The organism is Halospeciosus flavus, assembly GCF_029814175.1.
GTDB lineage: Archaea > Halobacteriota > Halobacteria > Halobacteriales > Halobacteriaceae > Halospeciosus > Halospeciosus flavus.
Genome location: NZ_CP122312.1, coordinates 1,329,059 through 1,355,285, shown reverse-complemented (window position 1 = coordinate 1,355,285; position 26,227 = coordinate 1,329,059). Strand labels below are relative to the sequence as shown.

The window sequence follows — 26,227 nt, the reverse complement described above, 5'->3', positions numbered from 1 at the left end:
GGAAACGCTCATAGGCGCTTCGTCGGAACCATCACGGTATGAGCGACGGGGACGAGGAGTCCGAGCCCGAGACTGAGACCGAACCCGGAGTCGACGAGACCGAGACGCCGGAGTCGGCGTCGGAGTCGGAGTCGACCGAGGAATCGACGGACAGCGGACCGGTCGAGGCGTTCGACCACCGACTCGACGAGGCCGAGTCGGCCCTCGACGCCGCGGAGACGGAAGCCGACCTCGACGAGGTCGAAGCGACACTCGACGAGATCGAGTCTGACCTCGAAGCGGCCGACCTCCCCGAACCGGAGGCGCCCGAAGGCGAGGAAGAAGAGGCCGAGGTCGAGGACCCCCGCGAGCAACTCGAAGGGCGACTCTCCGACCTCCGCGACGACCTCGAAGACCAGCGCGGTCCCTACGCCGAGGACGTGGCCGAGGGAATCCGCGAGGCCGCCTCGACCGTCGAGGACACGCGCTGGACCGAGGCCGGCGCCGAGGACGTCGCGGCCGCCGTCGAGGCGTTCCTCGACACCGTCGAGACCGAGACCGGCGTCTCGGTGAGCGCCGACGGCGCGGACCCCGACGCGCTGGAGAAAGCCGCCGACGAGGTCGAGTCCGCCGGTCTCGATGCCGACGAGGACGCCGAGACCATCCAGACCCTCCTCGACGCGATCACTACGCTGGAGGGGGGCCTCGACGAGGCTCAGGAGTGGTCGGACCTCTCCATGCGCGAACGCCTCCGCCGCGAGGGGTTCTACGAGCCGATCGAGGGGAACAAACACAAGGACTACCCGCCGGAGTGGAGCGCACTCAAGGAGTGGCAGAAGCGTGACAACGCCGAGATGGTCATCCTCCTGCTCGACACGATGAATTCCGAGCACTTGGAGCGCCACGCCCTCGACGCGCTCGTCCACATGGGCAACGAGGACGCCCTCGACGCACTCGCCCAGCGCGCGAACAAACGCGACATCTCCGCCATCGAGGCCATCGGCAACGTCGGCAGCGAGGAGGGCGTCGAGGCCGTCCGCGACTACTCCGACTCCGCGAGCAACCCCGAACTCCAGAAGGAGGCACTGAAGTCCCTCGGGAAGATCGGCGACACCGACACTACGGAGGACGTGGCCGTCGAACTCGCCGCCGAGAACGAGGGCGTCCGCAGTCAGGCCGCCCGCTCGCTCGGCCTGGTCGGGGACACCCGCGCCATCGACCCGCTCGCGGACGTGCTCGCGGACGAAGACGAGTCGGACAACGTCCGCGCCAGCGCGGCGTGGGCGCTCGTCCAGATCGGGACCGAGCGCGCGCTCCGCGAGGCGGCGGAGTACGCCGACCACCACAGTTTCCTCGTCCAGAAGGAAGCAGAACAGGCCGCCGAGGCGCTCGACCGCGACGCCGTCCCGGCCTGACGTCTCACTCTCTATTCGTTCCACTCGACTTCTCCGCCCTCACCCGAGGAAGACCGCGAAGAACTCCAGGGCGAACGCGAGTGCGAGGAGCAGCGCGCCGATTCGCCCGATCCAGGTGTGTTCGGTCACCTCCTGCGGGCTGAGGTCGACGTTGTAACTCTCGAACTCCGGTTCGTAGGAGATGTAGCTCGGTTGCTGGAAGAACTCGACGAACAGGAGGACGGCGCCGAGCGCACCCAGCGCGTAGCCGGCGAGCCGTAGCGTCGTGACGACCATACCGGTGGATGGTGCGGGCAGAGCGCAAAAAACCCGCGTCTCCGCGTCCGGGTCGATTCCCGCGAAGGTTCAAGTACAGGAACGCGGCCAAGAGCGTCCGTGCGTCGTCTGGTCGTCGCCGTCCTGCTCGTCGGATTGGTCGCGGGCGTGAGTCCGGGAGCGGCCGCGCCGTCCGACACGACGAGCACGACCAGCACGCTCGACGCGACTCGCGCCACGCTCGTCGGCGTCTACCCGAACCCCGCCGCCGACGGCGACCGCGGCGAGTTCGTCCTCGTCTCCCTCCCACGGGGCGCACTGGCGTCGGCGAACTACACGCTCGGCGACGACGGGGGACGCGTGTCCATCGCGAGCGCGCGAACCGGTCTCGTCGCGTTCTCGACGGCCCCGAACGCGACCCGCGCACTCGTCGAGTGGCCGGTCGAGTCGCTCCCGGACGAACTCCAGTTGTCGAACGCGGGCGAACCGCTCGTGCTCCGTCGGGGGACCGAGGCGCTGGACGCCCTCTCCTACACGGACGCGCCCGAGGGTAAACTCCGACGCGACGGCGTGTGGCGACCGCTCGGAACGACCGACGTCGACCCCCTCACGGTCGAAGGCGTTCCCGTCCGGTCGTTCGTCCTTCCCGACGCACCGGCCGAACCGCTCGCCGCGCTACGGAGCGCCGACGAACGTCTCTTCCTCGCCGGCTACACGTTCACCTCCCGACGCGCGACCGACGCCCTCCTCGCCGACGCGGGCGTCGACGTGACCGTCCTCGACGGGCCGCGAGCACGCTACGCGTTCCACCACGCGAAGTACGCCGTGGCCGACGACCGGGTGCTCGTCCTCACGGAGAACTGGAAGTCGGGTGGGACCGGCGGCCACGGGAACCGCGGGTGGGGGACGGTCGTCCGCTCCGCGCGACTCGCCGACGGCCTCGCCCGGGTGTTCGCGGCGGACGCCGGGTGGGCCGATGGCCACCCGTGGACCGGTACGCCCGAAACACGACTTTCGTCCGTGGCGGTCCGTCGGCGAACGCCACCTATCCGGCGCCCTTCCGGCCCGTCGAGGTACGTGCCGACCACGTCGAACCCCGATCGCGCTTCGAGAAGGTCCACGCGAAGGGCGCCGTCGTCGACGGCGAACGCGGCCTCCTGGGGAGCCTCAACTGGAACCCGCACTCGCTCCGGGAGAACCGCGAAGTCGCACTCGTCGTGGCGGACCCCGCGGTGGGCCGCTACTACGCTCGGCTCTTCTGGGCGGACTGGCGTGGCGGCGTCTGGCGCCTGCCGCTGGGGTTCGGCGCGGTGGCGCTGCTCGCCGTCGGCGTCGCGGTACTCGTCGGGAGGAAGGAGATACGGTTCGGCTAGACCCTCAGCGCGTGGGGGCGCTGTGGAGTTCTTCGTCGATCTCGGCGTCGGCCATCTTCTCGACGAGGGCGTCGAGGACCTCCTCGCGCATGCCCTTCACGAAGCGGATGGACCCGACGACGAGGTGGCCGCCGCCGGAGACGCCGGCGCCGGGGAACTCGTCATTGAGGTCCGAGACCATCTTCGGGATGTCGAGGCGGACGCCGTCGGAGCGGAGGACGGCGAAGTCCGGCCCGTAGCCGATGGTGATGACCGGTTCGCCCGTCTCGACGACCTTCCGGTCGTGGATCTCGCCCGTCGTCTTCCCCGGTGCGGGGTAGGTGAAGCGATGGGCGTAGTTCTCCAGGTCGATCTTGTAGAGGTTCGCGCCGCTCGCGACGCGTTCCGATTCGACGTGGGACATCGCGGCGTCGAGTTGCTCCTCGACGTCCTGGTCGGCGCGGTCGGCGAGGAACTCGACGAGTTCGCGGTGGCGCGTCTCGTCGACGTCGCCGACGTTGAGCACGTCGTTGATGAGTTCGCGGCCGGCGTCGTAGCGCAGCATGAACGCCTCGTAGTCGAGGGCTTCCGAGATCTGCTGGAGGAACTCCTCGTCGTAGCCCGCCTCGCGGGCGAGTTCGAGGTAGTCGCTCATCGCGTCGGCCTTCGAGCGGTCCGCGAGGCCCGCGACGGCGGGTACGTGGTCGAGTTCGTCGTCGAGTTCGGGCGCGACGAGGCGCGCGAGTTCGACGCACATCATGCCCGTGGTGATGCGGTAGTCCTCGCCGTGCGTGTAGGGGTTGACGTGGGCGTCGACGAGGGGTTCGACCGCCTCGGGGTCGGGGTGGTGGTGGTCGACGACGACGATGGGGATGTCGTAGTGGCTGAGGGTGCGGTACGCGGGGGTGTCCTCCTCGGTCGACCCGTTGTCGAGCATGAGGAGGAGCGGGAGTTTCTGTCCGTGACGGGCCTGGTCCTCCAGCGAGAAGTTGAGGTCGCGCGTGGCGTCCTCCATCTCGTAGTAGGGGGCCTTACTCGGGAGGCGCCGGAGGAGGTGACGCGTCGCGTCGGGGTCCTCGTGGGTGGCGTCGATGAACTTCTCGAGGGCGAGTTGGACCGGAACGCTCGCACACATCCCGTCGCCGTCGGCGTGGTGGCGCATCCGGATGGGACGACCCTCCAGGACGGTGCGGCGGAGGAAGCGCGCGACCTCGCGGAGTTCGGGGTAGAGTTCCTCCATCGCCGGCCAGTCGATGAGGGGGTCGAGTTCCGGTGGTTCGGCGCGCGCTTCGGTGGCGGCTTCGAGGCGGGCGCGGAGGTCCTCGGCCTGACCGTCTTTGAGAACTTCGATGTTCTGTGCCTCGACTTGGAGCGACCCCTCGCGGCGCTCGACCTCGCCGTCGACGTGGACGAGGTCGTCGACCTCGATGTCGGGGTAGGCGCGCACGCCCGCCTCGACGAACGCCGTACACGGGACGGTGCCGGTCTCGTCGCGGACGTGGAAGATGGTCGGGCCGCCGGTCTGCTTGACCTGGACGACCTCGCCCTCGACGTGGACGTCGTCGCCCACGCGCTCGTCAAAGTTCTCGACGTCGGCGACGTCGTACTCGAACTCCCGTTCGACCGTCTCGAACTCCTCGAAGTCGACCGTCGAGAAACTCAGGTCGCCGTTCTCGCGAATCTCGACGAGTTCGACGACGAGTTCGTCGCCGACGTCGTAGGACTCGTCTTCGGGAATCTCGGACTCGTGGAGGAGTCCGGAGAGCGCGTCGGAGAGGTCGACGAACACGCCGTACTCGACGACGCCGTTGACCGTCGCGTGGTAGTACTCGCCCGTCTCGAGTGCCGTCTCCGTACACTCGTCGGCGAGTTCGTAAACGACGGGCCGCTCGTCGGACCCGTCAGCATCGGAATCAGTCATTATCGGCTAGTCGAACGGAGTGCGTTTAAACGCCACGCTACCGAGTTCGTGCGTCGGCACCCCCGAACCGGGTTCCGGAAGCCTTAGCAATCGCGGGCGACCAGTTTCGAGTATGCTCTTCCGTTCGCGGCCCTCGGTCCTCGGAATCGCCGAGGACACCCTCGAGTTCGCGCTCGAGGCCGCCGAGGACGCCCACCCCAACGAGTACCTGGGGGTGTTCCGCGGGACGCCCGCCGAAGAACTCGATCTCGACGCAGACGGCGACGTCATCACGGACGTCCTCTTCATCCCCAAGACGACGTCGAGTCCCGTGCAGGCCACCCTCCAGTCCGACCTCGTCCCCAACGACCGCCACACGGTCGGGACGGTCCACTCCCACCCGAACGGCGTGCTCGCGCCGAGCGACCAGGACAGACAGATGTTCGGCCGCTGGCCGGTCCACGTCATCCTCGGTGCCCCCTACGGGCGCGACTGCTGGCGCGCTTTCGACCGCGAAGGCGAACCCAGAGACCTCGACGTCCTCGACGTCGAGATTCCCACGGACGAGGAGTTCTTCGACTTCGACCAGGAAGACATCGACGAGGAACTAGGCCTATGAGACGCGTCGTCGCACAGGGTACCTTCGACATTATCCACCCCGGTCACGTCCACTACCTCTCGGACGCGGCGTCGATGGGCGACGAACTCCACGTCATCGTCGCCCGTCGAGAGAACGTCACCCACAAGGAACCGCCGATCCTGCCGAACCGCCAGCGCCGCGACGTCGTCGCCGCCCTGGAGATGGTCGACGAGGCGCGGGTCGGACACCCGAACGATATCTTCGCGCCCATCGAGGAGATCGACCCGGACGTCATCGCACTCGGCTACGACCAGCACCACGACGACGCGGCCATCGAGAACGAACTCGAATCACGGGGCATCGACTGCGTGGTGCGCCGTGCGTCGCCGCGCGACCCGCACTACGAGGGCGAACTCCTCTCGACCGGCGACATCGTCGACCGGATCCTCGAACAGCGCGGCGACGAGTAGCGCCGCTCAGTCCGCAGTCCCGCCGGCCGCGTCCGCCCCACCGACGGTCTCGCGGACGTCCGGGTGGTTGTCGGGGACGACTCCGTCTTCCGTCCACCCGCGTTCGTCGTAGTACTCTGCGATAGCCGCGTCGAGGTCCGGGAGTTCGTCTGCGAAGGGGAGACGGTCGTCGTCGGCGTCGCGCCCGCGCTTGTTGTTGAAGTGGCGTTCGAGCGTGACGACGCGGTTGCCGACGGCGAGCAGGTCGTCGAAGTCGGCGTCGAGGATATCGGCGAGTTGCTCGTCGCTGAGGAAGTCACGCGAGAACCGACAGACGATACCCGCGTCGAGGAGCGCGTGGTGGTTCTCGCGCTCGACGAGACGGGCGGCCTTCCCCTCGAAGCCCGACGGCGGCATCGCCTGCTCGTCGGGGACGAGCGGGTACTCGACCGAGTAGAACGAGGCGTACATGTGGTCGGCGCCCCGGTTGGCGGTAGCGTAGGAGAGCGCCTGCCCGTGGAGGAGTCGGCCCTCGTGGCCGGGGAACTCCATACCCTTGACCGACCAGTTCTCGACGCCGAGTTCGTCGTGGGCGCGGTCGATACCCTCTGCGAGCAGGTCGCCGACCCCCTCGCGGTGGGCGATCTTCTCCACGAGGTCGTGGATCAGGTCCGTGTTACCGAACTCGTCTTCGCTCGCGAGGTAGGCGGCGATGGTGTCGCCACAGGAGATTGTGTCGAGGCCGTAGTCGTCACAGAGGTCGTTGGACTGCATCACGTCGACGATGTCGTCGACGGCGCAGTTCGACCCGAACGCCATGATGGTCTCGAACTCCGGTCCCTCGGTCTCGACGCCGCGTTCCTCGTCCTTCGTCGGGAGTTTGCAGGCGAACGCACAGGAAGAACACGTCCCTTTCTGGTACTTCTTCTCCTCGACGCGGTCGCCGTTGATACCCTGGGCGCCCTCGAAGCTCCGCTCGGAGTGGTAGCGCGTCGGGAGGCCGTCCATCTCGTTGGCGAGGTCGGTGACGCTCGCCGTCCCCTGGCGCTTCATGATGTGGTCGGAGGTGGCGGCGTCGCGGTGGACGTCCATCGCGGTCGCTGGGATCTCGATGTCGGGCCGGGAGTCGCCCTCGAAGGTGATTCCCTTCACGTTCTTCGCGCCGAGGACCGCGCCCAGTCCGCCGCGGCCGAACGCGCGCTCGGCGGTGGTCATGATGGAGGCGAAGCGGACCTGGTTCTCGCCGGCCGGCCCGATGGCGGCGAGGTGTTCGGCGCCGAGGTCGCGCGTCTCCTCGACGTGGTCGACGACGTCGGGGACCGTCGCGCCTTCGAGGTCGGGGACCGCCTCGAACTCGACGCCGTCGTCCGTGACGTGGACGAGCAGGAGGTCGTCGCTCGCACCCGTCACCTCGACGGCGGCGTAGCCCGTGTCGGCGAAGTTGCGGGACATGAACCCGCCGGCGTTCGAGGAGAGCAGGCCGTCGGTGAGCGGCGAGACTCCGGTCGCGTTCATCCGTCCGGTGAAGCTCATGTTCGAGGCTTGCATCGGCCCCGTCGCGAAGAAGAGGCTGTTCTCGGGGCCGAACGGGTCGGCGTCGAACGGGACGCGCTCGTGCGCGAGACGTGTGCAGACGCCGCGTCCGCCGATGAACGACTCGTTCACGTCGTCGATGGCCGTCGTCTCCGTGGTTCGCTCAGCCACGTCGACTGTCAGCAACGGTCCTTCCGTGTGGAGCATACCCGAGAGAGTATCACGAACGACGTAAAGCGTTTCGCCAAGCGGGCGGTGTGGTGGTCACTCTTCGAAGCGCTCGGCGAGTCCAGCGGCGTCTTCGGCGACCTGTTCGGGCGGGACGCCCGCCTCCTCGGAGACGGCCCGGAGGTGGAGCGCGAGCAGGGAGAGCGCCTGCATCCCCGTCGTCTCGCGGTCTGTGAAGGTGTGGCCGAAAGCGTAGTCGAGTTCGTCGTCGTGGACCGCGCCGGCGAAGAAGCCGTCGAGGTCGTCGCGGTCGAGAATTTCGCGGGCGCGTTCGAGGTCGTCGTCGAGCGTAGACATACCTCTCTCTGTCACTGCCCGTCCAAAAGGTGTTCCGTCACCACTCGGCGACGGCACGGACGGGGGCGGCGTCGGCGTCGACCGGGAGCGGGTAGGCGTGGAGCGTGAACCGGTCCGGGAGCACGTCGAGGTTACAGACGTTCTCGACGATGGGCAGTCGCGCGCCGAGGAGTGCCTCGTGAGCGGGGAACCCGTTCGGTTCGTCCTCGGTCGCGTTCGGTGAGGGCGTCGGATCGGGACCGAACGCGTCGACGGCGACGCCGCACCCGCGGTCGGCGCACCACTCGGCCGCGGCGGGAGAGAGGTAGGGGTGGTCGCGATAGCGGTCGCTCCCCCAGTGACTCGCCCACCCCGTGTCGAGGACGAGGAGGTCGGCGCCGCCGGGAACCGGCAGGTCGCCGACGGTCACGGCGTCGCGTGCACCACGGTGGCGGCAGTCGACGCGCCGCGCGTCGAAGCGGAACTGGTCGAGCGCGAAGTCACCTAGCGAGTCGCCGTCGGCGAGGACGTGGCTCGGCGCGTCGACGTGCGTGCCGGTGTGCGTGCCACACCGGAGTTCCGAGACGGCGTACCCGTCCTCGTCGTGTGTGGCGTGGGGTTCGACGGCGACGGGCGGGTCGCCCGGGTAGACCGGCATGTCGGACTCGACGGGGCGCGAGAGGTCGGCGAGAGGCACACTCGGTCGGTTCGACGGCCGCAACAAAGAGCGTGGTGTCGGGAGGGGCGAACAGGCGGCCGGACTGGGAACCACGGCGGCGGCCGCACAACCGCGGACACCGTGGTGTGGGTCGTCAGGTCACCCCACGAATTCGTCGCGTCTCCCTACTTGAAGGTCAGTGTTCGGTCTCGTGGAGTTTCTCGCCGCGGTGGAGGCGCTCGGCGATAGTGTAGGTCTGCTCGCGCTCGCGGCGGGTGGGCGTGTGCGCCGCGAGGTAGCGCGCGGCCGCGACGAGGTACACCGTCTCGCGCTCGGAATCGTCGGTCTGGTCGGCACCGCGGAAGGCGGCCTCGACGGCCTGGAAGGTGTGGAAGCCCGCGTCCTCGGAGACGAGCGTCTCGCCCAGTTCGGCCCGGACGGCGGCCGGGTCGCCGCCCGCGGCGAGGCAGTCCGCGACGGCGCGCCCGGCGGCGTTCACCTCGCCCTCCGTCTCGAACGTCTCGCGCAGACGCGCGAGCGCCGCGTCGGGGTCGGCGTCCGCGTCACCCTCGGGGATGGGAGCGGGCGGGGTGTTGAGGAAGCGGTCGAGGTAGACCGAGGCGGCCGCGTCGAAGACGCCGCGGTAGAGTTCCCAGCAGTCGGTCCGGGTGGTCGCGCCGTGGACGGCGTTCGCGTAGGTGAACGTGTGGTGGACCGTGTTCCAGTCGCTGAACTCGTTGCTCGTGCCGAACTGTGCGACGCGCGTCGCGGCGGCGAAGCGGACGGCGTCGGCGAGTTGGGTAGTCGTCGCGCCCGCCTCCACGGCGTCGAGGAGCACGTCGACGATGGCTTCGGGGTCGTCGGAGCGGAGGACGTCCTGGAAGTCGTCGGGTTCGGTCCACTGGCCGGCAGGCGTGCCGGTGTCCGGGAGGTCCGTGAAGGCGTCGTCGAGGAGGCCCGCGAGGTCGACCGGCTGGCGCCACGACGACGTCTCCTCGGCACGCTCGGCGTTCGCGAGGTTCGCGACGTGCGTGGGGAGCACCTCGTCGGCGTGCTCCCAGCCGACGTGGTCGAGAGCCTCGAACGCCTTGTTCAGGTGGTCGAGAGTGTGGCCAGTGTCGATGTAGCGGTGGTCGGTCGCGGCACTGAACAGGAGGTCCGCGACGTCCGCCTCGTCGAGGTGGTCGATGGCCGTCCGGAGCGTCCGCTCGGCACCGTCGGCGTCGCGCACCTCGACGTTCTCGCGGAACCACGCTTTCAGCCGCGCGGGGTCGGGGTCCTCGACGTCGAGTGCGGGTTGTTCGAAGAACGGCGGTTGGCCGGCACAGTCGCCCGCGACTTCGACGAGTCCCTGGTAGAGTCCCCGGCGACGGGCCGACTCCGGGAGGGACTCGCGGACGTTCGCGAGCGCAGTGTGGATGGTCAGACCGGACGCCCACCCCGACTCGCGGTAGGTCGTCCCGAAGCGTAGGCCGGTCGCGAACGGGTCGGTGTAGTCGGCGTCCGCGTCGAGGAGGCCGATGACGGACTTCGCGAGGACGAGGCGGAGGTTCTCCTCCAATCCAGTATCGAGGCGATTCGCCCAGTGTTCCTCGGGTGGACCCTCCCGTTCTGGTTCGGGGCGAACCCACACCTCGGCACCGGCGCCGTCACCTTCCGGGCCGTCGCGCACGTCGACGGGGTACGTGGGGACGTCGTCGGCCCAGGGGTCGAACGTGTCGCCACACGAGAGTTCGAAGCGCGCGTGGTGCCAGTGACAGGTCAGGATGCCCTCGTCGACGGTCCCCTCCGTGAGCGGGAAGCCCATGTGCGGACAGCGGTTGTCCACCGCGCGCACCTCGCCGTCGTGGTAGAACAGCGCGATGGCCTGCCCGCCCTTGTTCACGAGTTCGCGCCCCGACTCGCGAAGGTCGTCGAGATCGACCGCGTACACGTAGTCGCTCTGACTCATAGCTAGACAGTGTCACTCGCCCCACATAGCTATTCGCCGAACGACACTTTTGTAGCCGTACTGACCGGTTCTCGGCGTCGCGTCCGGTCGCCGACGCTCCGACGCACCGCTCACTGGGCCACAACCATCAAACGGCGTCCGTTTGTCACCTCTACCTGTATGGCGAAACACGTCTGGCGTGTGTACGCGACGCTGGAACAGCTCTCGTGGCAGGAAGAGGGGCAGTGGTTCACGACGCGACGAATCTCGACCATCGCGGCGCTCTCCATCGGCGAGACCGAGCGCGCCCTGGAGTACCTGGAGGACATCGGCGGCACCGAGTCGTCCCGCGACGGCGAACTCGAGTTCGCCCTCACCGACACCTCGATGGAGGACCTCGCCTCGCGACACGACTCCATCGAGGACCTCGACCGCGAACGACGCACCGCGCTCCTCGACGCGCTCGACCGCGGCGACGTCAGTCCGCAGAAACTCTACAACGTCGACGAGGCCCGCGAGGCCGCCGACCGCGCACTCGGCTCGCAGACCGCTTGACGTCCTCCCAGGGCTGAAGCCGTGGGATTCCTCCGTAGGCAATCCGGCCAGCAGATTACCTCGGCTGTGAACTTGCGGGTTTGCTGATGCTAGTTTGGTCAACTGGGCTCGACTGTTCCCCAAAACTCGCGGGTGTCCAGTCGTGTCCATTCCACTCCCAGTACGCTCCAGAATTGGGTGCGTCCCCGTCGCGTTCAGCCAACAGGGCAGCGGGCCGCGCCATCGGCCCTACCTCAGACTGCAGCAGGTTCCACGCCCCCACAATGTCACTATGCGCATCCAACTCGCACTCGTGACAGCGGAACGCGTCGCCCTCACGAGTTACATCATCGCTCCCACAGACAGGACACTCGCTACTCGACTCACACTCGTTTACTTGCTCGACAGTGATGCCGACATCACCGAGCGTGAGTTCGAGACGGTCGACCAGCTGGCGGTGTGACCAAAATGCGTGTGTCTTCTCGTTCACAGTAGCCGACCAGTGTGTGTCCAAGACGTCCGTGAGGTCACCGACGTATACGGTGTCTACATTGCGTTCGAGGAGCCAGTCTGCCGCGTGTTTGACCGCAGCATCACGACTATGGTCGCGTTTCTCCCCACGTTCATCGTAGACGCGTTGGATCCGCTTGCTCCTATACTGGTCCTCGGGGAGTTCTGATTGCAACTCGGCAATCAACTCTGAGAGACCGTGGAACTGGTCGAACTCGGGGCGAGCGTGGTACACGGCGGTTTCTCTGGTTGTGGTGACGATCGCGAGCGTGTTGTTCGCGCCCACGTCGATGGCAGCAGAGTGCGTCGTGTTCTCGGTGTCGAGTGTGTGAGTGAAGGCATCCAATCGCTGTTCTCGCAGTCGGTCTGGCCGTATGCGAACTGGATGCTTGACACGAAGCGTGTCCGCTGCCTCGTCGTAGACGAGTTCCACCCTACTATCGTCTCCTTCCCATTGGGGTTTGCCGCGGACTTCGAGCGTGATGCGTTCCTGATACTCGAAGTCGTACTTGTCTTTTAAGACGTCGCCGACGCCGAATTCAAGCGTACTCTGATCCTCGCCCCAGTCGAACGTGTATAGGTCGTTGCGAACGAGGCCGTGGAGCTCATATCCGTCCTTGCGAGTTCCCCAGTAGCCGGGTGGACTGGGCTTCTCGGTGACCGCTGGATCATCGGAGTGATACTTCTCAAGGAGGCGGAAGTGACTTCGCCAGGCCTCGCTGTTCTTGCGGGCGACTTGCTGGCAGGCTGCCTTGCCGAGGATTGGTGCGTACTCATCGTATAGGTCAGTGTACGCGGCGTCCCAGACATCGCCGTCGGCAGCGAAGTATTGTTGTCGGCGTCGGTAGGTGAGTTGGTTCCACAATGGGGCATGGGCGGCCAACCATTCGAACAAACACTCACGGTACCGCTGACTAGTGGGCTCCGCGGTGTATTCGTTCGTGCGCTGTGGTCGGTCGCTCACACTGTAAATATCGGTATATTAGCTTGTAAACGCTGGGATTGCGGGCAGGCTACGTAGTTGTGGTTTGTTTCAGAAGTGACGGATTCATCCCACGACTCAAGTCCTGTCTCTTACCCATAAGTCCGGGCTGCTCTAGAGCAGCAAGTCGGCTGCTCTCGGCAGCGATCTAAAACTGGGAGAAACCATCCGTCTTTAGTTAGGAGACGAACCGCGTGACAGTGGCGGCTTATCGAGGCTACTTTTCGGAAGGAATGAGGAGGTGTCGAGTGTGCACAACGAAACCTCCTCATCACGGATTATGCGTCGGCTCACTACACTGTTTCCCTCCGAGTTCCTCGAAGAGCACGCCGAGGAACTCGGCGTGGTCGAACGCGACCGCAAGCTCCAGATTCCCGTCTTCGTCTGGGCATTCGTGTTCGGCTTCGCCGCAGGCGAACGCCGAACACTCGCAGGGTTTCGACGCAGCTACAACTCCACAGCTGACGAGCCGATCTCACCGGGTGGGTTCTATCAGCGGTTGACGCCGACGCTCGCGGAGTACTTCCGCGACCTCGTCGAGCACGGTCTCGACGAGGTCGCTGTTCCCGACACTGTTGACGTTGACATCGACCGATTCAGTGATGTAATGATCGCTGATGGAACGGTGTTGCGGTTACACGAGTTTCTCGCTGATCAGTTCGAAGCCCGCCACGAGGAGCAGGCTGGAGCGAAGCTCCACCTGCTCCACAATGCCACTGAACAGACGATTGAACGGATCGACGTTACCGACGAGAAAGCACACGACAGCACGCTGTTCAAGACAGGGTCGTGGCTTGAGAACCGCCTCGTATTGTTCGACCTCGCGTACTTCAAGTACCGACGGTTTGCGCGGATCGACGAGAACGGCGGCTCCTTCGTGAGCCGGCTGAAACAGAACGCGAATCCGGTGATTACGGATGAATTACGGGAATGGCGCGGCCGCGCCATTCCCTTGGAGGGCAAGCAACTCCGTGATGTGCTCGACGATCTCGACCGGACGTACATCGATGTGGAAGTCGAAGTCGAGTTCAAGCGCGGGCCGTACAACGGGACGCGGTCGCTGGATACGAAGCGGTTCCGCGTCGTCGGCGTCCGCGACGAGGACGCCGACGACTACCATCTATACGTGACAAATCTGTCGCGAGAGGAGTTCTTTCCGGCGGATTTAGCGCAGATCTACCGGTGTCGGTGGGAAGTGGAGTTGCTGTTCCGTGAGTTGAAGACGCAGTACGACCTGGACGAGTTCGACACGAGCAACGAGCACGTGGTGAAGATCTTGCTGTACGCAGCGTTGCTGTCACTGCTTGTGAGCCGTGATCTGTTGGATCTGGTCACCGAGCAGGCGGATGATGAGCTCGTGTTTCCCCCGGAACGCTGGGCGGCGACCTTCCGGTCGCACGCCCAGCTCATCCTCCACGAACTCGGTGAGCACCTCGGTTATTCGCCACCGCCGCTGTTGGAGCGGCTGATCGAGGACGCACAGAAGATCCACAAGCAACGACCGATCTTACAAGAGACGCTCGCTACCGCTACACAACCGAGGTGTGAGTCTTAACTAAAGACGAATGCTGGGAGAAACACACTGGAGATGCGAACTGCGATCGGCTCCCGGCCACGGGGGTGTCCAAATTTCCCAGTCCACTCAACAGGGACCGCTCCGACACGCGATGAACCCGGAGAATTTCGGAAATCTGTTGGTTCTTGTTACTGAGACAGTTCATGCTGACGACTCGATTTGTGGGTAAGAGACAGGACTCAAGTCGTGGGCTTTCTCCTGTATTCTATGTAATCCTCCGTTCTCCGTTCTCCGTTCTCCGCTCTCGGCGCGCTACCGTCCATCTCCGCCGTTCTCCCGTCACTCACCAGTGCCAGCCTCGGCGCCGACGAGGTCGTCCCAGACGACGAACGCCGACGGCGTGACCACGATAGACGTGAGGTACGAGTAGAAGATGGAGAGCGCGGTGATGACGCCGAACTGCCCGAGGATGGGCGTGATGGCGATGGCGAGCACGCCGATGCCGGAGACGGTCGTGAGCATGCTGCCCGTGAGTGCCCCACCCGTCCCGGTCACCGTCGCCTCCATCGCCTCGTAGAGGTTGTCGCCCCCGTACTCGTCGGCGAAGCGGTGGACGAAGTGCGAGGAGTAGTCGACGCCCATCCCGATGGTGATGGAGAGGATGGTCGCCGTCATCGCGTTGAGCGGGATGCCGAGGAAGCGCATCGTCCCGGCGATAAGCGCGAGCGACAGCAGGATCGGGACGAGGTTGACGAGTCCCACCGTGGCGTGTCCCTCGAAGAGGCGGAAGACGAGCAGGAGGAACAGCGCGGTCGCGACGAGGGCGATGGCGAGACTCCGGAGCGCCGACTCCAGGATGGTGTCGGTTATCTGCTGGAAGATGACCGCCTGCCCGGTGGCGGTCGCGTCGAAGCGGTAGTCGGCGGCGATGGCCTGCGCGTCGGCCGTCACCGCGTCCTGTGCGGCGCCCGATTCGACGGGATAGACGACCCGTGCACTCCGGTAGGACGGCGTGAGGTAGTTCTCGGCGCGCTCGCCGTACGGTGAGGCGAACAACCGGTCGTAGATGGTCTTCAGGTTGTCGTCGGGGACGCCGTCGGCGTCGACGTCGTTGCGAGCGACGAGCGCGGCGAACTCGGGGTTGGCCGCCGCGTAGGCGTCGATGACGTCGACGATGCTCGACGGCTGGGCGCTCCGGTTCGCGGCGACGAACGTGCTCGGCGGGTCGCGGTTTGCGTGTTGTATCTGTTCGAGGGCGTAGTCGCGAGTCATCTGCCCCTGGACGTAGACGACGACCTGCCCACCCCCGGTCGTCGCGAAGTGCTCGTCGAGGTAGTTCGTGATCGCGGTCGACGAGTAGTCACTCGGCTTGAACGGTTCGGGGAGGTTCTCGAGGTAGTCCGGCACGTCGGCCGGTGGCAGGAAGTCGTCCTGCTCGAACGAGGTGTCGACGCCCGTCCCGTACGCGCCGACGACGGCCGACGAGAGGAGGACGACCACGAGGAACAGGCGCGGTGCACGCTTCCCGACGAAGACGCCGACTCGAAGGGCGCGTCCGAGCAGCGACCCCTCCGTCCCGATGGGCCGGCGCCCGAACGCGGGGAGGTCGTGGTGTTCGCGCCACCGGTCGACGAGTACCTTCCCGGACGGGAGGAAGACGCCGAAGATGACCATGGTGAACGCGATGCCGATGGCCGCGACGAGACCGAAACTCCGGATGGGACCGAGCGAACTCGTCAGGTTCGCGGCGAACCCGAGCACCGTGGTCCCGGTGACGATGAAGAACGCGGGGAGGAGTTGGTCGGTCGTGGTCGACATCGCGTCTTCGAGGTCGGCCCCCTCGGTCCGTTCCTCGCGGTAGCGGTTGATGGCGTGGATGCCGAAGTCGATGCCGACGGCGAGGAGCAACGGCGGGACGGCGACGAGCATCTGGGAGAAGGGGATGCCGAGTAGCCCCATGAACCCGAACGTCCAGACGACGGTCATCAACAGCGAGACGACGCCGAGGAACAGGTCGAACGGGTCGCGGTAGGAGAAGACGAGGAAGACGAAGATGAGCAGCGCCGCCGCGGGGACGACGATGATCAGCGAGTCGACGATGACGTTCGCGAACTCCGCGGAGATCATCCCCGACCCGAAGACGACGACGTCGCCGGTGACGCTGTTCACGACGTGCTGGGCCTCCTGCTGGATGGCGGTGAGCGGACTCGTCCCGCTCGCGCCGATGCCGGAGCCGAGTCCACCCGGCAGTCGGTGGGTGACGACGCCGACGGTCGCGGAGGCGGTCGCGGACTCACGGTTGAAGTCCTCGCTGAGTGAGCGAGCGATGCCGCGCTCGCGGGCGGCCTCGCGGACCGCGGCGTCGAGTTGGCTCGGCGTGGCCGACTCGACGGCGTCGATTTTCTCGGCCATCGTGTCCGCCCGCGGGTCGAGCGACAACGCGACCGACTCGGCGACGCTCGACGTCCCGGCGACCCGGAGTCCGGGCCGTTCCGCGAGGCGTTTCTGGATGGTCAGCATCCGGAGCAACGACGGCTTCGAGAGGACGTTCTGGTTGCGCTGAACGAGTTGTGTCGAGCCAGTGTCGGGGGCGAACGGGTCGCTGAACTCCCGTTGGACGTCCTCGTAGGCCTGCATCGCGGGGCTGCCCTCGGTGAACTGGGAGGTCCCGGCCTCGGTCGAGATGTTGCCGAGTCCGACGGCGAACACCGCCGTCAACAGCAGGCAGGCGACGACGACTGTCTTCGGCTGCTCGACGACGAGCGTGTCGACGCGGTCGATGACGTCCTGGTAGTCCATCGATCAGTCCTTGAAGTACCAGTAGGCGCCGCCCGCGAGGACGAGCAGGAGGACGACGACGCCACCGACGACGACCGGCGAGAGGCCGGTGTCGGTCGGCTCGTTCACGTCGGCCGCGACGGTGTACGTCTCGGAGAGTTTCTTCTCGCCCTCCGGCGTCTCGTACTGGAAGTCCATCTCGACGGGGTAGGGTTTGGCGAGCGCGCCGGCGGCCGCGCTGAGTTCGAACGTCATCTCGACGGTCTCGCCCGCGGCGATGGTGGGCGCGAAGGCCGTGTCGTCGCTCGCCGAGAGCGGACTGTCGACGAACAGTTTCGCGTTCACGTTCGAGAGTGGGCGGTCGCCGTTGTTGGTGACCGCGACGGTGAATTTCGACGCGGATCCGGCGGTGACCGAGACGTCCACCGGTTCGACGCCGAACTGCTTGCGCTCCTCGGCCACGCCGACGGTGAACGGCAGTTTGTCGCTCTCGCGCGTCTCACCCTCTCGATTCTGGTACTCGACGGTGAAGCGGAACTGGTGGGGGCCGGCCTCGCCCGCGTCGCTGATCTCGACGGGGAAGGACACCTGCGTCGACGCGCCCGGCGCGAGCGTGCCGACGGCGTACTCGGTCCGCTGGGGGTGGACCGCGTTCGCGTTCGCCCCGAGGCGGACGACGGCCTCGGAGATGCGCCGCGGACCGTCGTTGGTGACCGTCGCCGTGACCGTTCCCTCCTCACCGACGCGGAGCGACGAGGTGACGTTCGAGACGGTGAACGACTGCTTCGGGAGCGGCGTCACGCCGGCCGTGACGGACTCGGACTCGGCGGTCCGCCCGTCGTCGTTCTCGTAGTGCACCGTCGCGGAGACGGGGTAGCTTCGGGTCTCGGCCTGGTCGAGAGCGCTCGCGCGCACCTCGACCGTCCGATTCTCGCCGCGCTCCCAGGTACCGACGAACCGACTCGCGCTGCCGGACTCGCCGAGACGGAGCGCCGACGACCCGGAACGGAGGGTCACGCGGGCGTCGTGGGCGACGGCCGACCCGTCGTTCTGCAGGGTGAGCGAGACGGTCCCGGAGTCACCCACCGGGACGTCGGTCGAGGCGTTCACGACCTCGAACTGGGGGCTATCCTCGACGTGGAGCGTGACGTAGAACGTCCGGGAGACCTGGTCCTCGTCGTGGTAGTTCTGTCGCGGGACGATCTGGTTCGTGTACTCGTAGTCGACGTGGACGGGGACGCGGTAGGTGCCGGGTTTCGCGTTCTCCTTCACCGAGATTCGGAACGGTGCGGTGGCCACGCCGCCGTCGGGGAGCGACCCGAGCAACCGCGTTCCGGTCCGCACCTCGATTGGCGCGTCGCCGCTCCCGACCGAGACGGACACGCCCCGGGCGGTCGTGACGCGCTGTTCGTGCTGGGGGTTGTCCCCACTGATCTCGATGCTCCCGGTGTTCATCACCTGGACGTCGAGCGTCGTCTCCTGTCCGGGCGCGACGTCGTCGTCGGGGAGCGAGACCGAGAGGTTCGGCTGTCCTTCGACGGCGGCGACACCGGTCGGGACGAGCAGTAGTCCGACGAACAGGACGGCGAGGAGGCGGCGACTCACGAGACGGGACACTCCATTGCCGAGACGTAGTCCCGAGCCAGTCAATAATCTACTGTAAACACGAGAAAACAACCTCGGAGTTGTTTCCTGTCACGGAGGTGCTCGGTTGGGCACGCCGAGGGCGTCGAAGACGTCGTCGACCAGTTCCGGTTCGTAGGTGAGGACGCACGCACACTCGCGGTGGCCGTCGACACCCGTCTCGGCGAGGAAAGCCGACTTCTTCGTCTCGTCGCCGCCGCCGTCGTACGCGACGAACCGGTAGTCGGTCACGTCCGCGTCGTCGAGCGAGTGGACGTCGACGCCGTCGAGGGGTTCGGGGGCCGGACCCGCGACGTAGACGTGGACGTCGAGTGCGTCGCCGAGCACGCGGTAGGTGTCGCGCCGGTCGTCGAACGCGGCGGCCGACTGGAAGCCAGCGACGAGGCGCCCGGAGCTACGACGCCAGGCCCGGTCCTCGACTTCGCGGCGCGCGTGACGACGCTGTCGCGGGTCGTCGAGTGTGAGGGTGGTCGCGTCGACGTGGTCGAGGAGCGCGGTGTACGCCGGGTCCGGGTCCGTGCCCGTGTCGCCCTCGTGGTCGTCGACGAGGGGTTCGAGCGCGCTCAGCGGGAGCGACTCGCGACGCGCTCCGCCGTCGATCAACTCGATCCGGCCGGGTTCGTCGTCCGAACACGGGACGTAGTCGACGGTGAGGTTTCGCGTAGCGAACCGCTCGCGGACCGCGGACACGAGGTCGTCGGTAGGGGCGTAGACCGTGAGCGTTTTCTCGCGTTCGCGGACGTGCGCGAGGACGTCCTCGAGTGGCACGGTCGGTGGTTTCCGGACTGCGGGCAAATAGCTTGTGGCTCGGTCGAGCGCCGACTCCTCGTCGGGGTGAGGACGGCGCTTTTTCCCGCTGAACACTGTAGATTGTTGATACGTATGTGGTCCTTCGTCTCGGACGAGCAGGCCGGTAACTGGCGAACCGTCGAGATCTCCGTCGAGGAGACTTTCAGGAGCGCGACGCGAACCGTGAACGGCCCGTGTGCCGTCGGTGACGACGGCGTCGTCGTCGGGCGCGCGAAGAACGGCGAGTGGGGCGTCGTCGTCGAGGACGGTCCCGGCGCCGACAACCGCGCCCTCCACGCCGTCGCCGCGACCGACGACGGGAAGCGGGTCTGGTTCTGCGGCGCGAACGGCGCGCTCGGCTACTACGACCTGGAGAAGGGCGAGCGCTCGAACGAGTCCGAACCGCTCGGACAGACCGACCGGTTCCGGTCCATCGCTGTCGTCGGGAAGCGCGGGTCCGAGAAGCTCATCGTCGGGTCGAACGCGGGGACGGTCGTCTCCGCCGTGGCCGACGGCGAGGAGGTCCGCTTCGGCGCGATGGCACGACCCGCGGGCGCGACCGCCATCAACGGGGCCGTCGGGACCGCGGACGGCGTCGGATACGTCCTCGACGAGAGCGGCGACGTGTTCCGGACCACCGCCGAGGAGGGGTGGCGTCACGTCGGCGTTCCCGAGGCTGAGACGACCTACCACGCGCTCGACGCCGCCAACGGTCGGCTCTACGTCGCCGGTGGAAACGGCTGTGTGAGCGCGTACGACCGAGAGAGTGGGAAGTGGACGCCGTACGACCTCGACAGCACCACGTTCTACGGACTCGCGGTCGACGAGGACGTCGCGCTCGCCGTCGGCGGGAGCGGGTCCGTCTACCGGTGGCACGACGACGACTGGGCCGCCGCGGACACGCAGACCGGGAAGAACCTCCACGACGCCGTCCTCGGGAAACACCCCATCGTCGTCGGCGTGAGCGGGACCGCCCTCGAACACACCTCGAACGTCTGGTGACCGGCGCTCGCCGCACCGGTGCCCGCGGCGAGAACGTAGTACTTTTGGGACAAGTTCTTTAGTTGCGCTGGTGTAGTCGTACTCGTGCGTCCCGACTTCGACCGCCTCGACTCGCGTCCGGGTGTCCGCGTCGATGACCCGATCGAGAGCGCGCAGTTCACGCTCTACACCCCCGACGAGGTCGAGTTCCGGTCGGCCGACGGCGGCTCGTTCTACTTCCCGGTCGACCGGGCGGTCCGCTTCGACACGACCGCTATCGAACTCCCGACACGAACCCCGCTGCTCGTCCGCGACGAGGCCGGCGACCTCGTCACCGACTTCGCCCCCGACGAGAACGACGAACGAACCCTCCCCGCGGCACGCTACAACCTCGAACCGAGCAACGCGCCGCTGAAACTCTACCTCGCCGTCGACGGCGACATCCGACTCGAGGTACTCGACGACAGGGTCCGCGTCGACTTCGGCGAGTCCCGCCCGGTCGACGTCGGCGTTCGCTCGCTCCACCAACAACCGGCCGGCACCGTCACCGTCGGCGACGACGTGACGGACGTGATGCGTGCAGTCTCCTTGCTCGGGTCCGCGCTGAAGACGACCTCGCCCGAGCGGTCGTTCCCGACCCTCCGCGGCCACCCGCCGCTCGTCGAGCGCGGGGACACGTTCCACGCCCCCGAAGCCCTCGAACGGCCCGACACCGGCGTCCGCATCGAGGTCCCGCCGGAGCGGCGCTTCGTCTACCCGGTCGCCCCTCTGGCTTACTACCTAGGCGCGGAGGTCGTCGCCGGCGACACCCCACGACTCGTCGCGGCGGGGACGGAACGCCGGTTCCCCGAGGAACGCTTCGAGTCCGCCGTCGCCGAGACCCTCCAGACCTGTTTCCTCCTCGACTGCGTCGTCCGAACCGAGGGGTACTACGAAGTCGACCTCCACGAGCGCGCGGTGCTCGACGAACGCCTCGACTTCGACCCCGCGGCAGTGTACGACCAACCCATCGACGAGCGCACCGCCGAGTACCTCTCGGTCCCCTACGACGACGTCTCGGACCTGCTCTCGCGCTGGCACCTGACGACGGACGTCGTGCCGACGCCGAACAACGTCGAGATGCTCCCCTTCGTCGCCGACGACCTCTCGGTCGTGCGCTGTCCCGACCGGACGCCCTCCTCGACGACGAGCGAACCCGAACCGCTGACCGACTTCTACCGGGCCGACGAGACGTTCACGCGCAGCGAACGCGCGCCGGCCGAGTCGCACGCCGAGGTCGAGACGTCGACCCCCGACGAGGTCGGCGACATCGTCAAGCCGGACACCGTCGACACGCTCGAACACGCGTGGGTCGGCGACGGCTACCCCCTCGGCGCGAACAAGGCGACGCCGACCTCCTACCGGCGGCGCTTCGACCGCGAACCGCCCGAGAAGACGTACATCGACATCCACGTCGTCTGTAATGACGAGCGGATGGCCGAGGAGGGCGTCGTTGAGGAGTTCTACGGACTCCGCGACATGCTGGAGTTCGACGTGACACTCCACTCGAGTGTCGAGACCGAGGACCTCCGCGACCTCCTGGCGGAGGACGTCGACCTCCTCCACTACATCGGTCACGTCGACGAGAGCGGCTTCCAGTGTCCCGACGGCGCACTCGACGCGCGCACGCTCGACGACGTGAACGTCACGACGTTCGTCCTCAACGCCTGTCGCTCCTACGAGCAGGGCGAGGCACTCGTCGACCGCGGGAGCCACGCAGGCATCGCGACGCTCGCGGAGGTCGGCAACCAGATTGCGACGCAGGTCGGGCGGACCGTCGCGCGGTTGCTCAACTACGGGTTCACGTTCCGCGCCGCGGCGGCCATCGTCCGGGACCAGAACCTGACCGGCCACCGCTACATCACGCTCGGCGACGGGAAGACGACGCTCGTCCAGAGCGAGGGCGGAATCCCGGCCATCGTGACGGCGAAAGACCTCGTCGACGACACCGTCCGGATGGCGGCACAACCCTACCCGACGCCGCAGAAGCACGTCGGCTCCCTGATGATGCCGCTCGGGAAGGGCCCAACGCGACACCTCAACGTCGGCACCATCAGCGACATCGAGTACACCGTCGAGGAGTTCGAACAGGAAGTGTCGATTCACACGATTCCGCTCGAAGTCGGCGGGGAGCTTCGCTGGAGCGACGAGATCAGCACGCGAGAACTGCGAGAATTGTTGAGTCGATGAGCGAACTGGGCGTCGACGACCGCCTTACGGACCGGGGTTGCAGGAGAACATCGCGGCAGCGTTTCCGGCCTGCGACAGCAGCAGGGCCATCGTGAACAGGACGCCGATCATGCGTGGGTGGTCTGCCAGCGTTTGGGGGAGGTCGGACATTACACTTCCACCTACTGGCGGGAACTGACTGAACTTAACTCAAGAATAAAGAGAGGTCTCCAGCTAATTCTTCGCTCTCGGCCGCGAGATTACCTCTTCGGAGCGACGAGAAATACCGGCCCGAGCCGACGAGCGTGCATCGGAGACACACCCCGCATCTACAACATTATAAGATTTATGGCACCCGGCTGGGCAAAGGGCTTAAAGCTACCGGTGTACTTGAGTAACGTACAATGGTTCGCCCGAGCCGGCAACAAGAGCGAGAGGCGGAGCAGACGGAGTCGGAATCCGAAGGGACACAGACCTGTCCCGAGTGTGAGTCCGACAACATCAGCATGAGCGCGGACCAGGGGGAGCTCATCTGTCAGGACTGTGGCCTCGTCATCGAGGAGGACAACGTCGACCGCGGGCCGGAGTGGCGAGCGTTCAACCACTCCGAGCGTCAGGAGAAGTCCCGCGTCGGCGCACCCACCACGCAGACGATGCACGACAAGGGCCTGACCACCCAGATCGACTGGAAGGACCAGGACGCCTACGGTCGCTCCATCTCCTCGAAGAAGCGCTCACAGATGCACCGTCTCCGCAAGTGGCAGGAACGAATCCGGACGAAGGACGCCGGCGAGCGAAACCTGCAGTTCGCGCTCTCCGAAATCGACCGGATGGCCTCCGCGCTGGGTGTTCCCCGCTCGGTCCGCGAGGTCGCCTCCGTCATCTACCGTCGCGCGCTCAAAGAAGACCTGATCCGTGGGCGATCCATCGAGGGCGTCGCGACGTCGTGTCTCTACGCTGCCTGCCGGAAGGAAGGCATCCCCCGCTCGCTCGAAGAAGTCGCCGAGGTGTCCCGGGTCGACCAAAAGGAGATCGGTCGGACCTATCGCTACGTCGCCCAGGAACTCTCCCTCGAGATGGAGCCGGTCGACCCCAAGCAGTTCGTCCCCCGCTTCGCCTCCGAACTCGGGCTGAACGAAGAGACGCAAGCGAAGGCCAACGAGATCATCGACGTCTCCGCCGAACAGGGACTGCTCTCCGGGAAGTCCCCGACGGGCTTCGCCGCCGCGGCCATCTACGCGGCGTCGCTGCTCTGCAACGAGAAGAAGACCCAACGCGAGGTCGCCGAGGTCGCGCAGGTGACGGAAGTCACGATCCGCAATCGCTACCAGGAGCAGATCGAAGCCATGGGCTTCGAGTGAGCCGGACACTGCACACACTGCTCGTCGAACGGCCGACGACGCGCGTCTGACGCGCGTCACGGCCCACGATTTCTTCGCAGAGAGCCACTGTCCCCCCAGAATCAGTGTTCGACGCTCACCAACACACATTGTACAGTGTGCACCGAGTGTACACCGTCTGCACAGGGTTTAATGCGGGTGACCGTTGTACAGGTGAGACACACGCGCGAGGGAGGACACGCTCGGCGTCCGATCACCTCGCGATCTCCCCCAAGCATGTCGACTAACACGAATCCACGCGCGGTCAGTGTCTCTATCCTCAAGGGTGGTGTCGGGAAGTCGACCATCGCGGTCAACCTCACCGACCGGCTCGCGGCCCGTGGGAACGACGTCCTGTTCATCGACCTCGACCCGAACGGCCACGCTTCCATGGGGTTGGGCTTCAAGGAAGTGTACCGAGACGGCGACGAGGACATCGGCGACGTCCTCCTCGACGACGGCGACGCCGCTCCCGCGGACGTCATCCACTCGACCGAGTTCGGCTTCGACGTCGTGCCCTCCTCGAAGGGACTGGAGAAGGTCGAAGACCGCCTCCGGAACTCGATGTTCTCCGACGTCCGACTCCGCCGCGACATGGTCGAACCCCTCCTCGACGAGGGCGTCTACGACTACGTCGTGACCGACAGCCCCGCCTACCGCGGGAAACTCGCGGACAACGCGCTCGTCGCGACGCAGAACATCCTCATCCCCCTCACACCGGGCAACGAGTCGCTGGCCGGGTTCGAACGCACGCTCGAACGACAGATCAAACCCATCCGCAAGCAGATCGGTCTCGACATCCTCTCGGTCGTCCCCAACCGCATCTCGAACCGCATCGACCAGCGGAACTCCGATCGCATCCTCATCGAGGACCTGAACGAGAACTTCGGCGAGTTCGTCCCCGAGTTCGCACGCATCGGCCCGGAGACGTTCGACCGCATTGACGACGGCGAGCTAGACGAACTCCCCAAACCCGGTATCCGCGACCGGCGCGCCTTCACCAAAGCCTTCGGAGAGAACATGCCCCTCGCACACTACGACCCGAACAACGACCAGGTAGCGCACCTCGATACGCTCGCCGCCACCGTCGAGGAGGAGGTGGGCGAATGAGCGAAGAGACCCCCCTCGGCGACCTCCGCGAGCAACTCGACGAGAGCGGTCCCGCGGAGGTCGACGCCGCGGCGGTCGAAGAGCAAGTCGAAGAGGAGTCCGGTGGGCCAGCCTTCGACTTCACGAACGACCTCCAGCGCTCGATCTACCCGCGCGAGGAGTCCTGGGAGGAACTCCAGGACGTCATCGACTTCGAGGTGAAGCGAATGCTCGCCGAGGAGGACATCCGCGACTTCGCCGGCCGCGAGGCCCACGACGCGATGGTCCGTCTCGCCGTCCAGAACCCCGAACGCATCGTCGAACTCGTCCTCGACGCACGCGGAATCGACCCCGAAGAACTGGACGAGTAGCCGACCGACGACGACGGCGAACACACTTTTCTCCGTGCCGTCGGTTCCCACGAACGTGACAAACGACACCGCTGGAAGCGACCGCTGGCGAACTGCAGGACTCGTCGTCGCCGTCTTCGCGGTGGTCGGCGTCGGACTCGGATTGACCGGACTGGTCGGCCTCTCCTGGGTGAAGTCCCGGGTCGGCGGCGGCGCATTCGGGATGGGACAGGTCGTCACGACGCTCGCCTTCCTCCAGAGTGCCGTCGTGACGCTCCTCATCGGCCCGACCGTCGGTGGCATCGTCGGCGCGATTCTCGGCCGGGACGCGACGCCGGGCGGGGCACGCGACGGCGCATTCGCGGCGGGCGTCGGTTCGTTCTTCGGGTTCTACGTCCTCGCCGGTCTCGCGCTGTTCCTCATGTCGCTCGCGCTCGGTGGCGGCGACGGCGGGGGTGGCGCGAACCTCGGCGACCTCGTCGTACCGGTCGTCCAGGCGGGCGTCCCGACAGCGCTGGTCGGCGCGGGGGCCGCGCTCCTCGGTTCGCGGTTCTGAGAGACCGGGTCCTCAGTCGTCCGCGGACACGTTCGTCTCGACGTCGAAGTCGTGTGGGCTCTGGCGGAGGTACTCGTTCTCCCACTCGCGGCGGTCCGCGATCTCGCGGCGCCCGCGTCGGGTCAGCGTGTAGTAGTTCGTCCGCTGGTCGACTTTCCCCTTCTCGACGAGTCCCTTCTCGACGACCGTATCGAGGTTCGGGTAGAGGCGACCGTGGTGGACCTCCGACTCGTAGTACTCCTCCAGTTCCTCCTTGACGTCGAGTCCGCTCGGGTCGTCGAGCCCACCGATGACGTAGAGGAGGTCGCGCTGGAAGGCGATGAGGTCGTACATGGGCGACTCTTCCGCGTGTCCGC

25 protein-coding genes are annotated in these 26,227 nt (G+C 66.6%); 12 read left to right on the top strand and 13 right to left on the bottom strand.

Features of this window, described 5'->3' with window-relative positions; genetic code table 11:
- The first annotated feature begins 38 nt into the window (after window positions 1-38).
- Entirely contained in the window at window positions 39-1,394 is a 1,356-nt protein-coding gene (locus tag P0Y33_RS07060) for a HEAT repeat domain-containing protein (protein ID WP_279529835.1), read from the top strand.
- 39 nt (window positions 1,395-1,433) lie between these two features.
- Here P0Y33_RS07060 and P0Y33_RS07055 read toward each other — a convergent pair whose 3' ends face one another.
- Together P0Y33_RS07055 and P0Y33_RS07050 are read right to left on the bottom strand one after the other, a co-directional pair.
- A complete protein-coding gene (locus tag P0Y33_RS07055; protein ID WP_279529834.1) occupies window positions 1,434-1,670 on the bottom strand; it encodes a hypothetical protein in 237 nt (78 codons plus the stop codon).
- Between the two features lie 654 nt (window positions 1,671-2,324).
- Window positions 2,325-2,633, bottom strand: coding sequence for a hypothetical protein (locus P0Y33_RS07050; protein ID WP_279529833.1), 309 nt, complete (start codon window positions 2,631-2,633; stop codon window positions 2,325-2,327).
- Between the two features lie 2 nt (window positions 2,634-2,635).
- Here P0Y33_RS07050 and P0Y33_RS07045 point away from each other — a divergent pair, with 2 nt between their 5' ends.
- Complete coding sequence (locus P0Y33_RS07045) at window positions 2,636-3,022, top strand: phospholipase D-like domain-containing protein (RefSeq protein WP_279529832.1); 387 nt, start codon at window positions 2,636-2,638, stop codon at window positions 3,020-3,022.
- A 4-nt stretch (window positions 3,023-3,026) separates the two neighbouring features.
- Here P0Y33_RS07045 and P0Y33_RS07040 read toward each other — a convergent pair whose 3' ends face one another.
- Window positions 3,027-4,922: a DHH family phosphoesterase gene (locus tag P0Y33_RS07040; protein ID WP_279529831.1), complete on the bottom strand. Its 1,896-nt coding sequence runs from the start codon at window positions 4,920-4,922 to the stop codon at window positions 3,027-3,029.
- A 112-nt stretch (window positions 4,923-5,034) separates the two neighbouring features.
- Between P0Y33_RS07040 and P0Y33_RS07035 the strand changes: the two genes are divergently transcribed.
- Together P0Y33_RS07035 and P0Y33_RS07030 are read left to right on the top strand one after the other, a co-directional pair.
- On the top strand, window positions 5,035-5,520 hold the full coding sequence (locus P0Y33_RS07035) for a Mov34/MPN/PAD-1 family protein (protein WP_279529830.1): 486 nt from the start codon (window positions 5,035-5,037) through the stop codon (window positions 5,518-5,520).
- Window positions 5,517-5,951, top strand: a complete 435-nt coding sequence (locus P0Y33_RS07030; protein ID WP_279529829.1) for an adenylyltransferase/cytidyltransferase family protein — start codon at window positions 5,517-5,519, stop codon at window positions 5,949-5,951. The genes P0Y33_RS07035 and P0Y33_RS07030 overlap by 4 nt, the downstream gene beginning before the upstream one ends.
- Window positions 5,952-5,957: 6 nt before the next feature.
- Here the strand turns inward: P0Y33_RS07030 and P0Y33_RS07025 are convergent, their stop codons facing one another.
- From P0Y33_RS07025 to P0Y33_RS07010, 4 genes are all read right to left on the bottom strand, one after another.
- Complete coding sequence (locus P0Y33_RS07025) at window positions 5,958-7,670, bottom strand: aldehyde ferredoxin oxidoreductase family protein (RefSeq protein WP_279529828.1); 1,713 nt, start codon at window positions 7,668-7,670, stop codon at window positions 5,958-5,960.
- A 57-nt stretch (window positions 7,671-7,727) separates the two neighbouring features.
- A complete protein-coding gene (locus P0Y33_RS07020; RefSeq protein WP_279529827.1) occupies window positions 7,728-7,988 on the bottom strand; it encodes a hypothetical protein in 261 nt (86 codons plus the stop codon).
- Between the two features lie 37 nt (window positions 7,989-8,025).
- Window positions 8,026-8,664, bottom strand: a complete 639-nt coding sequence (locus P0Y33_RS07015; RefSeq protein ID WP_279529826.1) for a cyclase family protein — start codon at window positions 8,662-8,664, stop codon at window positions 8,026-8,028.
- Between the two features lie 157 nt (window positions 8,665-8,821).
- Window positions 8,822-10,576: a Rieske (2Fe-2S) protein gene (locus tag P0Y33_RS07010; protein ID WP_279529825.1), complete on the bottom strand. Its 1,755-nt coding sequence runs from the start codon at window positions 10,574-10,576 to the stop codon at window positions 8,822-8,824.
- Between the two features lie 159 nt (window positions 10,577-10,735).
- Here P0Y33_RS07010 and P0Y33_RS07005 point away from each other — a divergent pair, with 159 nt between their 5' ends.
- Entirely contained in the window at window positions 10,736-11,110 is a 375-nt protein-coding gene (locus P0Y33_RS07005; protein WP_279529824.1) for a hypothetical protein, read from the top strand.
- 55 nt (window positions 11,111-11,165) lie between these two features.
- Here P0Y33_RS07005 and P0Y33_RS07000 read toward each other — a convergent pair whose 3' ends face one another.
- Window positions 11,166-12,563 carry a transposase gene (locus P0Y33_RS07000; protein ID WP_279529823.1) on the bottom strand — a complete coding sequence of 466 codons (1,398 nt, stop codon included), beginning with the start codon at window positions 12,561-12,563 and terminating at the stop codon, window positions 11,166-11,168.
- A 298-nt stretch (window positions 12,564-12,861) separates the two neighbouring features.
- On the opposite strand from P0Y33_RS07000, the gene P0Y33_RS06995 reads away from it, so the two are divergent.
- Window positions 12,862-14,136: an IS4-like element ISH8B family transposase gene (locus P0Y33_RS06995; protein ID WP_010890432.1), complete on the top strand. Its 1,275-nt coding sequence runs from the start codon at window positions 12,862-12,864 to the stop codon at window positions 14,134-14,136.
- A 300-nt stretch (window positions 14,137-14,436) separates the two neighbouring features.
- Here P0Y33_RS06995 and P0Y33_RS06990 read toward each other — a convergent pair whose 3' ends face one another.
- The 3 genes from P0Y33_RS06990 to P0Y33_RS06980 form a co-directional block, all read right to left on the bottom strand.
- Window positions 14,437-16,896, bottom strand: coding sequence for an efflux RND transporter permease subunit (locus P0Y33_RS06990; protein WP_279529822.1), 2,460 nt, complete (start codon window positions 16,894-16,896; stop codon window positions 14,437-14,439).
- 3 nt (window positions 16,897-16,899) lie between these two features.
- The gene (locus P0Y33_RS06985; protein WP_279529821.1) at window positions 16,900-18,480 is read right to left on the bottom strand and encodes a COG1361 S-layer family protein; all 1,581 of its coding nucleotides are present in this window, start codon (window positions 18,478-18,480) and stop codon (window positions 16,900-16,902) included.
- 90 nt (window positions 18,481-18,570) lie between these two features.
- On the bottom strand, window positions 18,571-19,287 hold the full coding sequence (locus P0Y33_RS06980; protein WP_279529820.1) for a hypothetical protein: 717 nt from the start codon (window positions 19,285-19,287) through the stop codon (window positions 18,571-18,573).
- A 114-nt stretch (window positions 19,288-19,401) separates the two neighbouring features.
- Here P0Y33_RS06980 and P0Y33_RS06975 point away from each other — a divergent pair, with 114 nt between their 5' ends.
- Window positions 19,402-20,310, top strand: a complete 909-nt coding sequence (locus P0Y33_RS06975) for a hypothetical protein (protein WP_279529819.1) — start codon at window positions 19,402-19,404, stop codon at window positions 20,308-20,310.
- Window positions 20,311-20,394: 84 nt separating this feature from the next.
- Complete coding sequence (locus P0Y33_RS06970; RefSeq protein ID WP_279529818.1) at window positions 20,395-22,518, top strand: caspase family protein; 2,124 nt, start codon at window positions 20,395-20,397, stop codon at window positions 22,516-22,518.
- A 24-nt stretch (window positions 22,519-22,542) separates the two neighbouring features.
- Here P0Y33_RS06970 and P0Y33_RS06965 read toward each other — a convergent pair whose 3' ends face one another.
- Window positions 22,543-22,668: a DUF7503 family protein gene (locus P0Y33_RS06965; protein ID WP_279529817.1), complete on the bottom strand. Its 126-nt coding sequence runs from the start codon at window positions 22,666-22,668 to the stop codon at window positions 22,543-22,545.
- Between the two features lie 233 nt (window positions 22,669-22,901).
- Here P0Y33_RS06965 and P0Y33_RS06960 point away from each other — a divergent pair, with 233 nt between their 5' ends.
- From P0Y33_RS06960 to P0Y33_RS06945, 4 genes are all read left to right on the top strand, one after another.
- Complete coding sequence (locus tag P0Y33_RS06960; protein ID WP_279529816.1) at window positions 22,902-23,858, top strand: transcription initiation factor IIB; 957 nt, start codon at window positions 22,902-22,904, stop codon at window positions 23,856-23,858.
- 255 nt (window positions 23,859-24,113) lie between these two features.
- Window positions 24,114-24,986: a ParA family protein gene (locus tag P0Y33_RS06955; protein ID WP_279529815.1), complete on the top strand. Its 873-nt coding sequence runs from the start codon at window positions 24,114-24,116 to the stop codon at window positions 24,984-24,986.
- Window positions 24,983-25,336 carry a hypothetical protein gene (locus P0Y33_RS06950; protein ID WP_279529814.1) on the top strand — a complete coding sequence of 118 codons (354 nt, stop codon included), beginning with the start codon at window positions 24,983-24,985 and terminating at the stop codon, window positions 25,334-25,336. The genes P0Y33_RS06955 and P0Y33_RS06950 overlap by 4 nt, the downstream gene beginning before the upstream one ends.
- 55 nt (window positions 25,337-25,391) lie before the next feature.
- Window positions 25,392-25,871: a hypothetical protein gene (locus P0Y33_RS06945; RefSeq protein ID WP_279529813.1), complete on the top strand. Its 480-nt coding sequence runs from the start codon at window positions 25,392-25,394 to the stop codon at window positions 25,869-25,871.
- A 12-nt stretch (window positions 25,872-25,883) separates the two neighbouring features.
- Here P0Y33_RS06945 and P0Y33_RS06940 read toward each other — a convergent pair whose 3' ends face one another.
- Window positions 25,884-26,204 carry a PadR family transcriptional regulator gene (locus P0Y33_RS06940; protein WP_279529812.1) on the bottom strand — a complete coding sequence of 107 codons (321 nt, stop codon included), beginning with the start codon at window positions 26,202-26,204 and terminating at the stop codon, window positions 25,884-25,886.
- Between the last annotated feature and the right edge of the window lie 23 nt (window positions 26,205-26,227).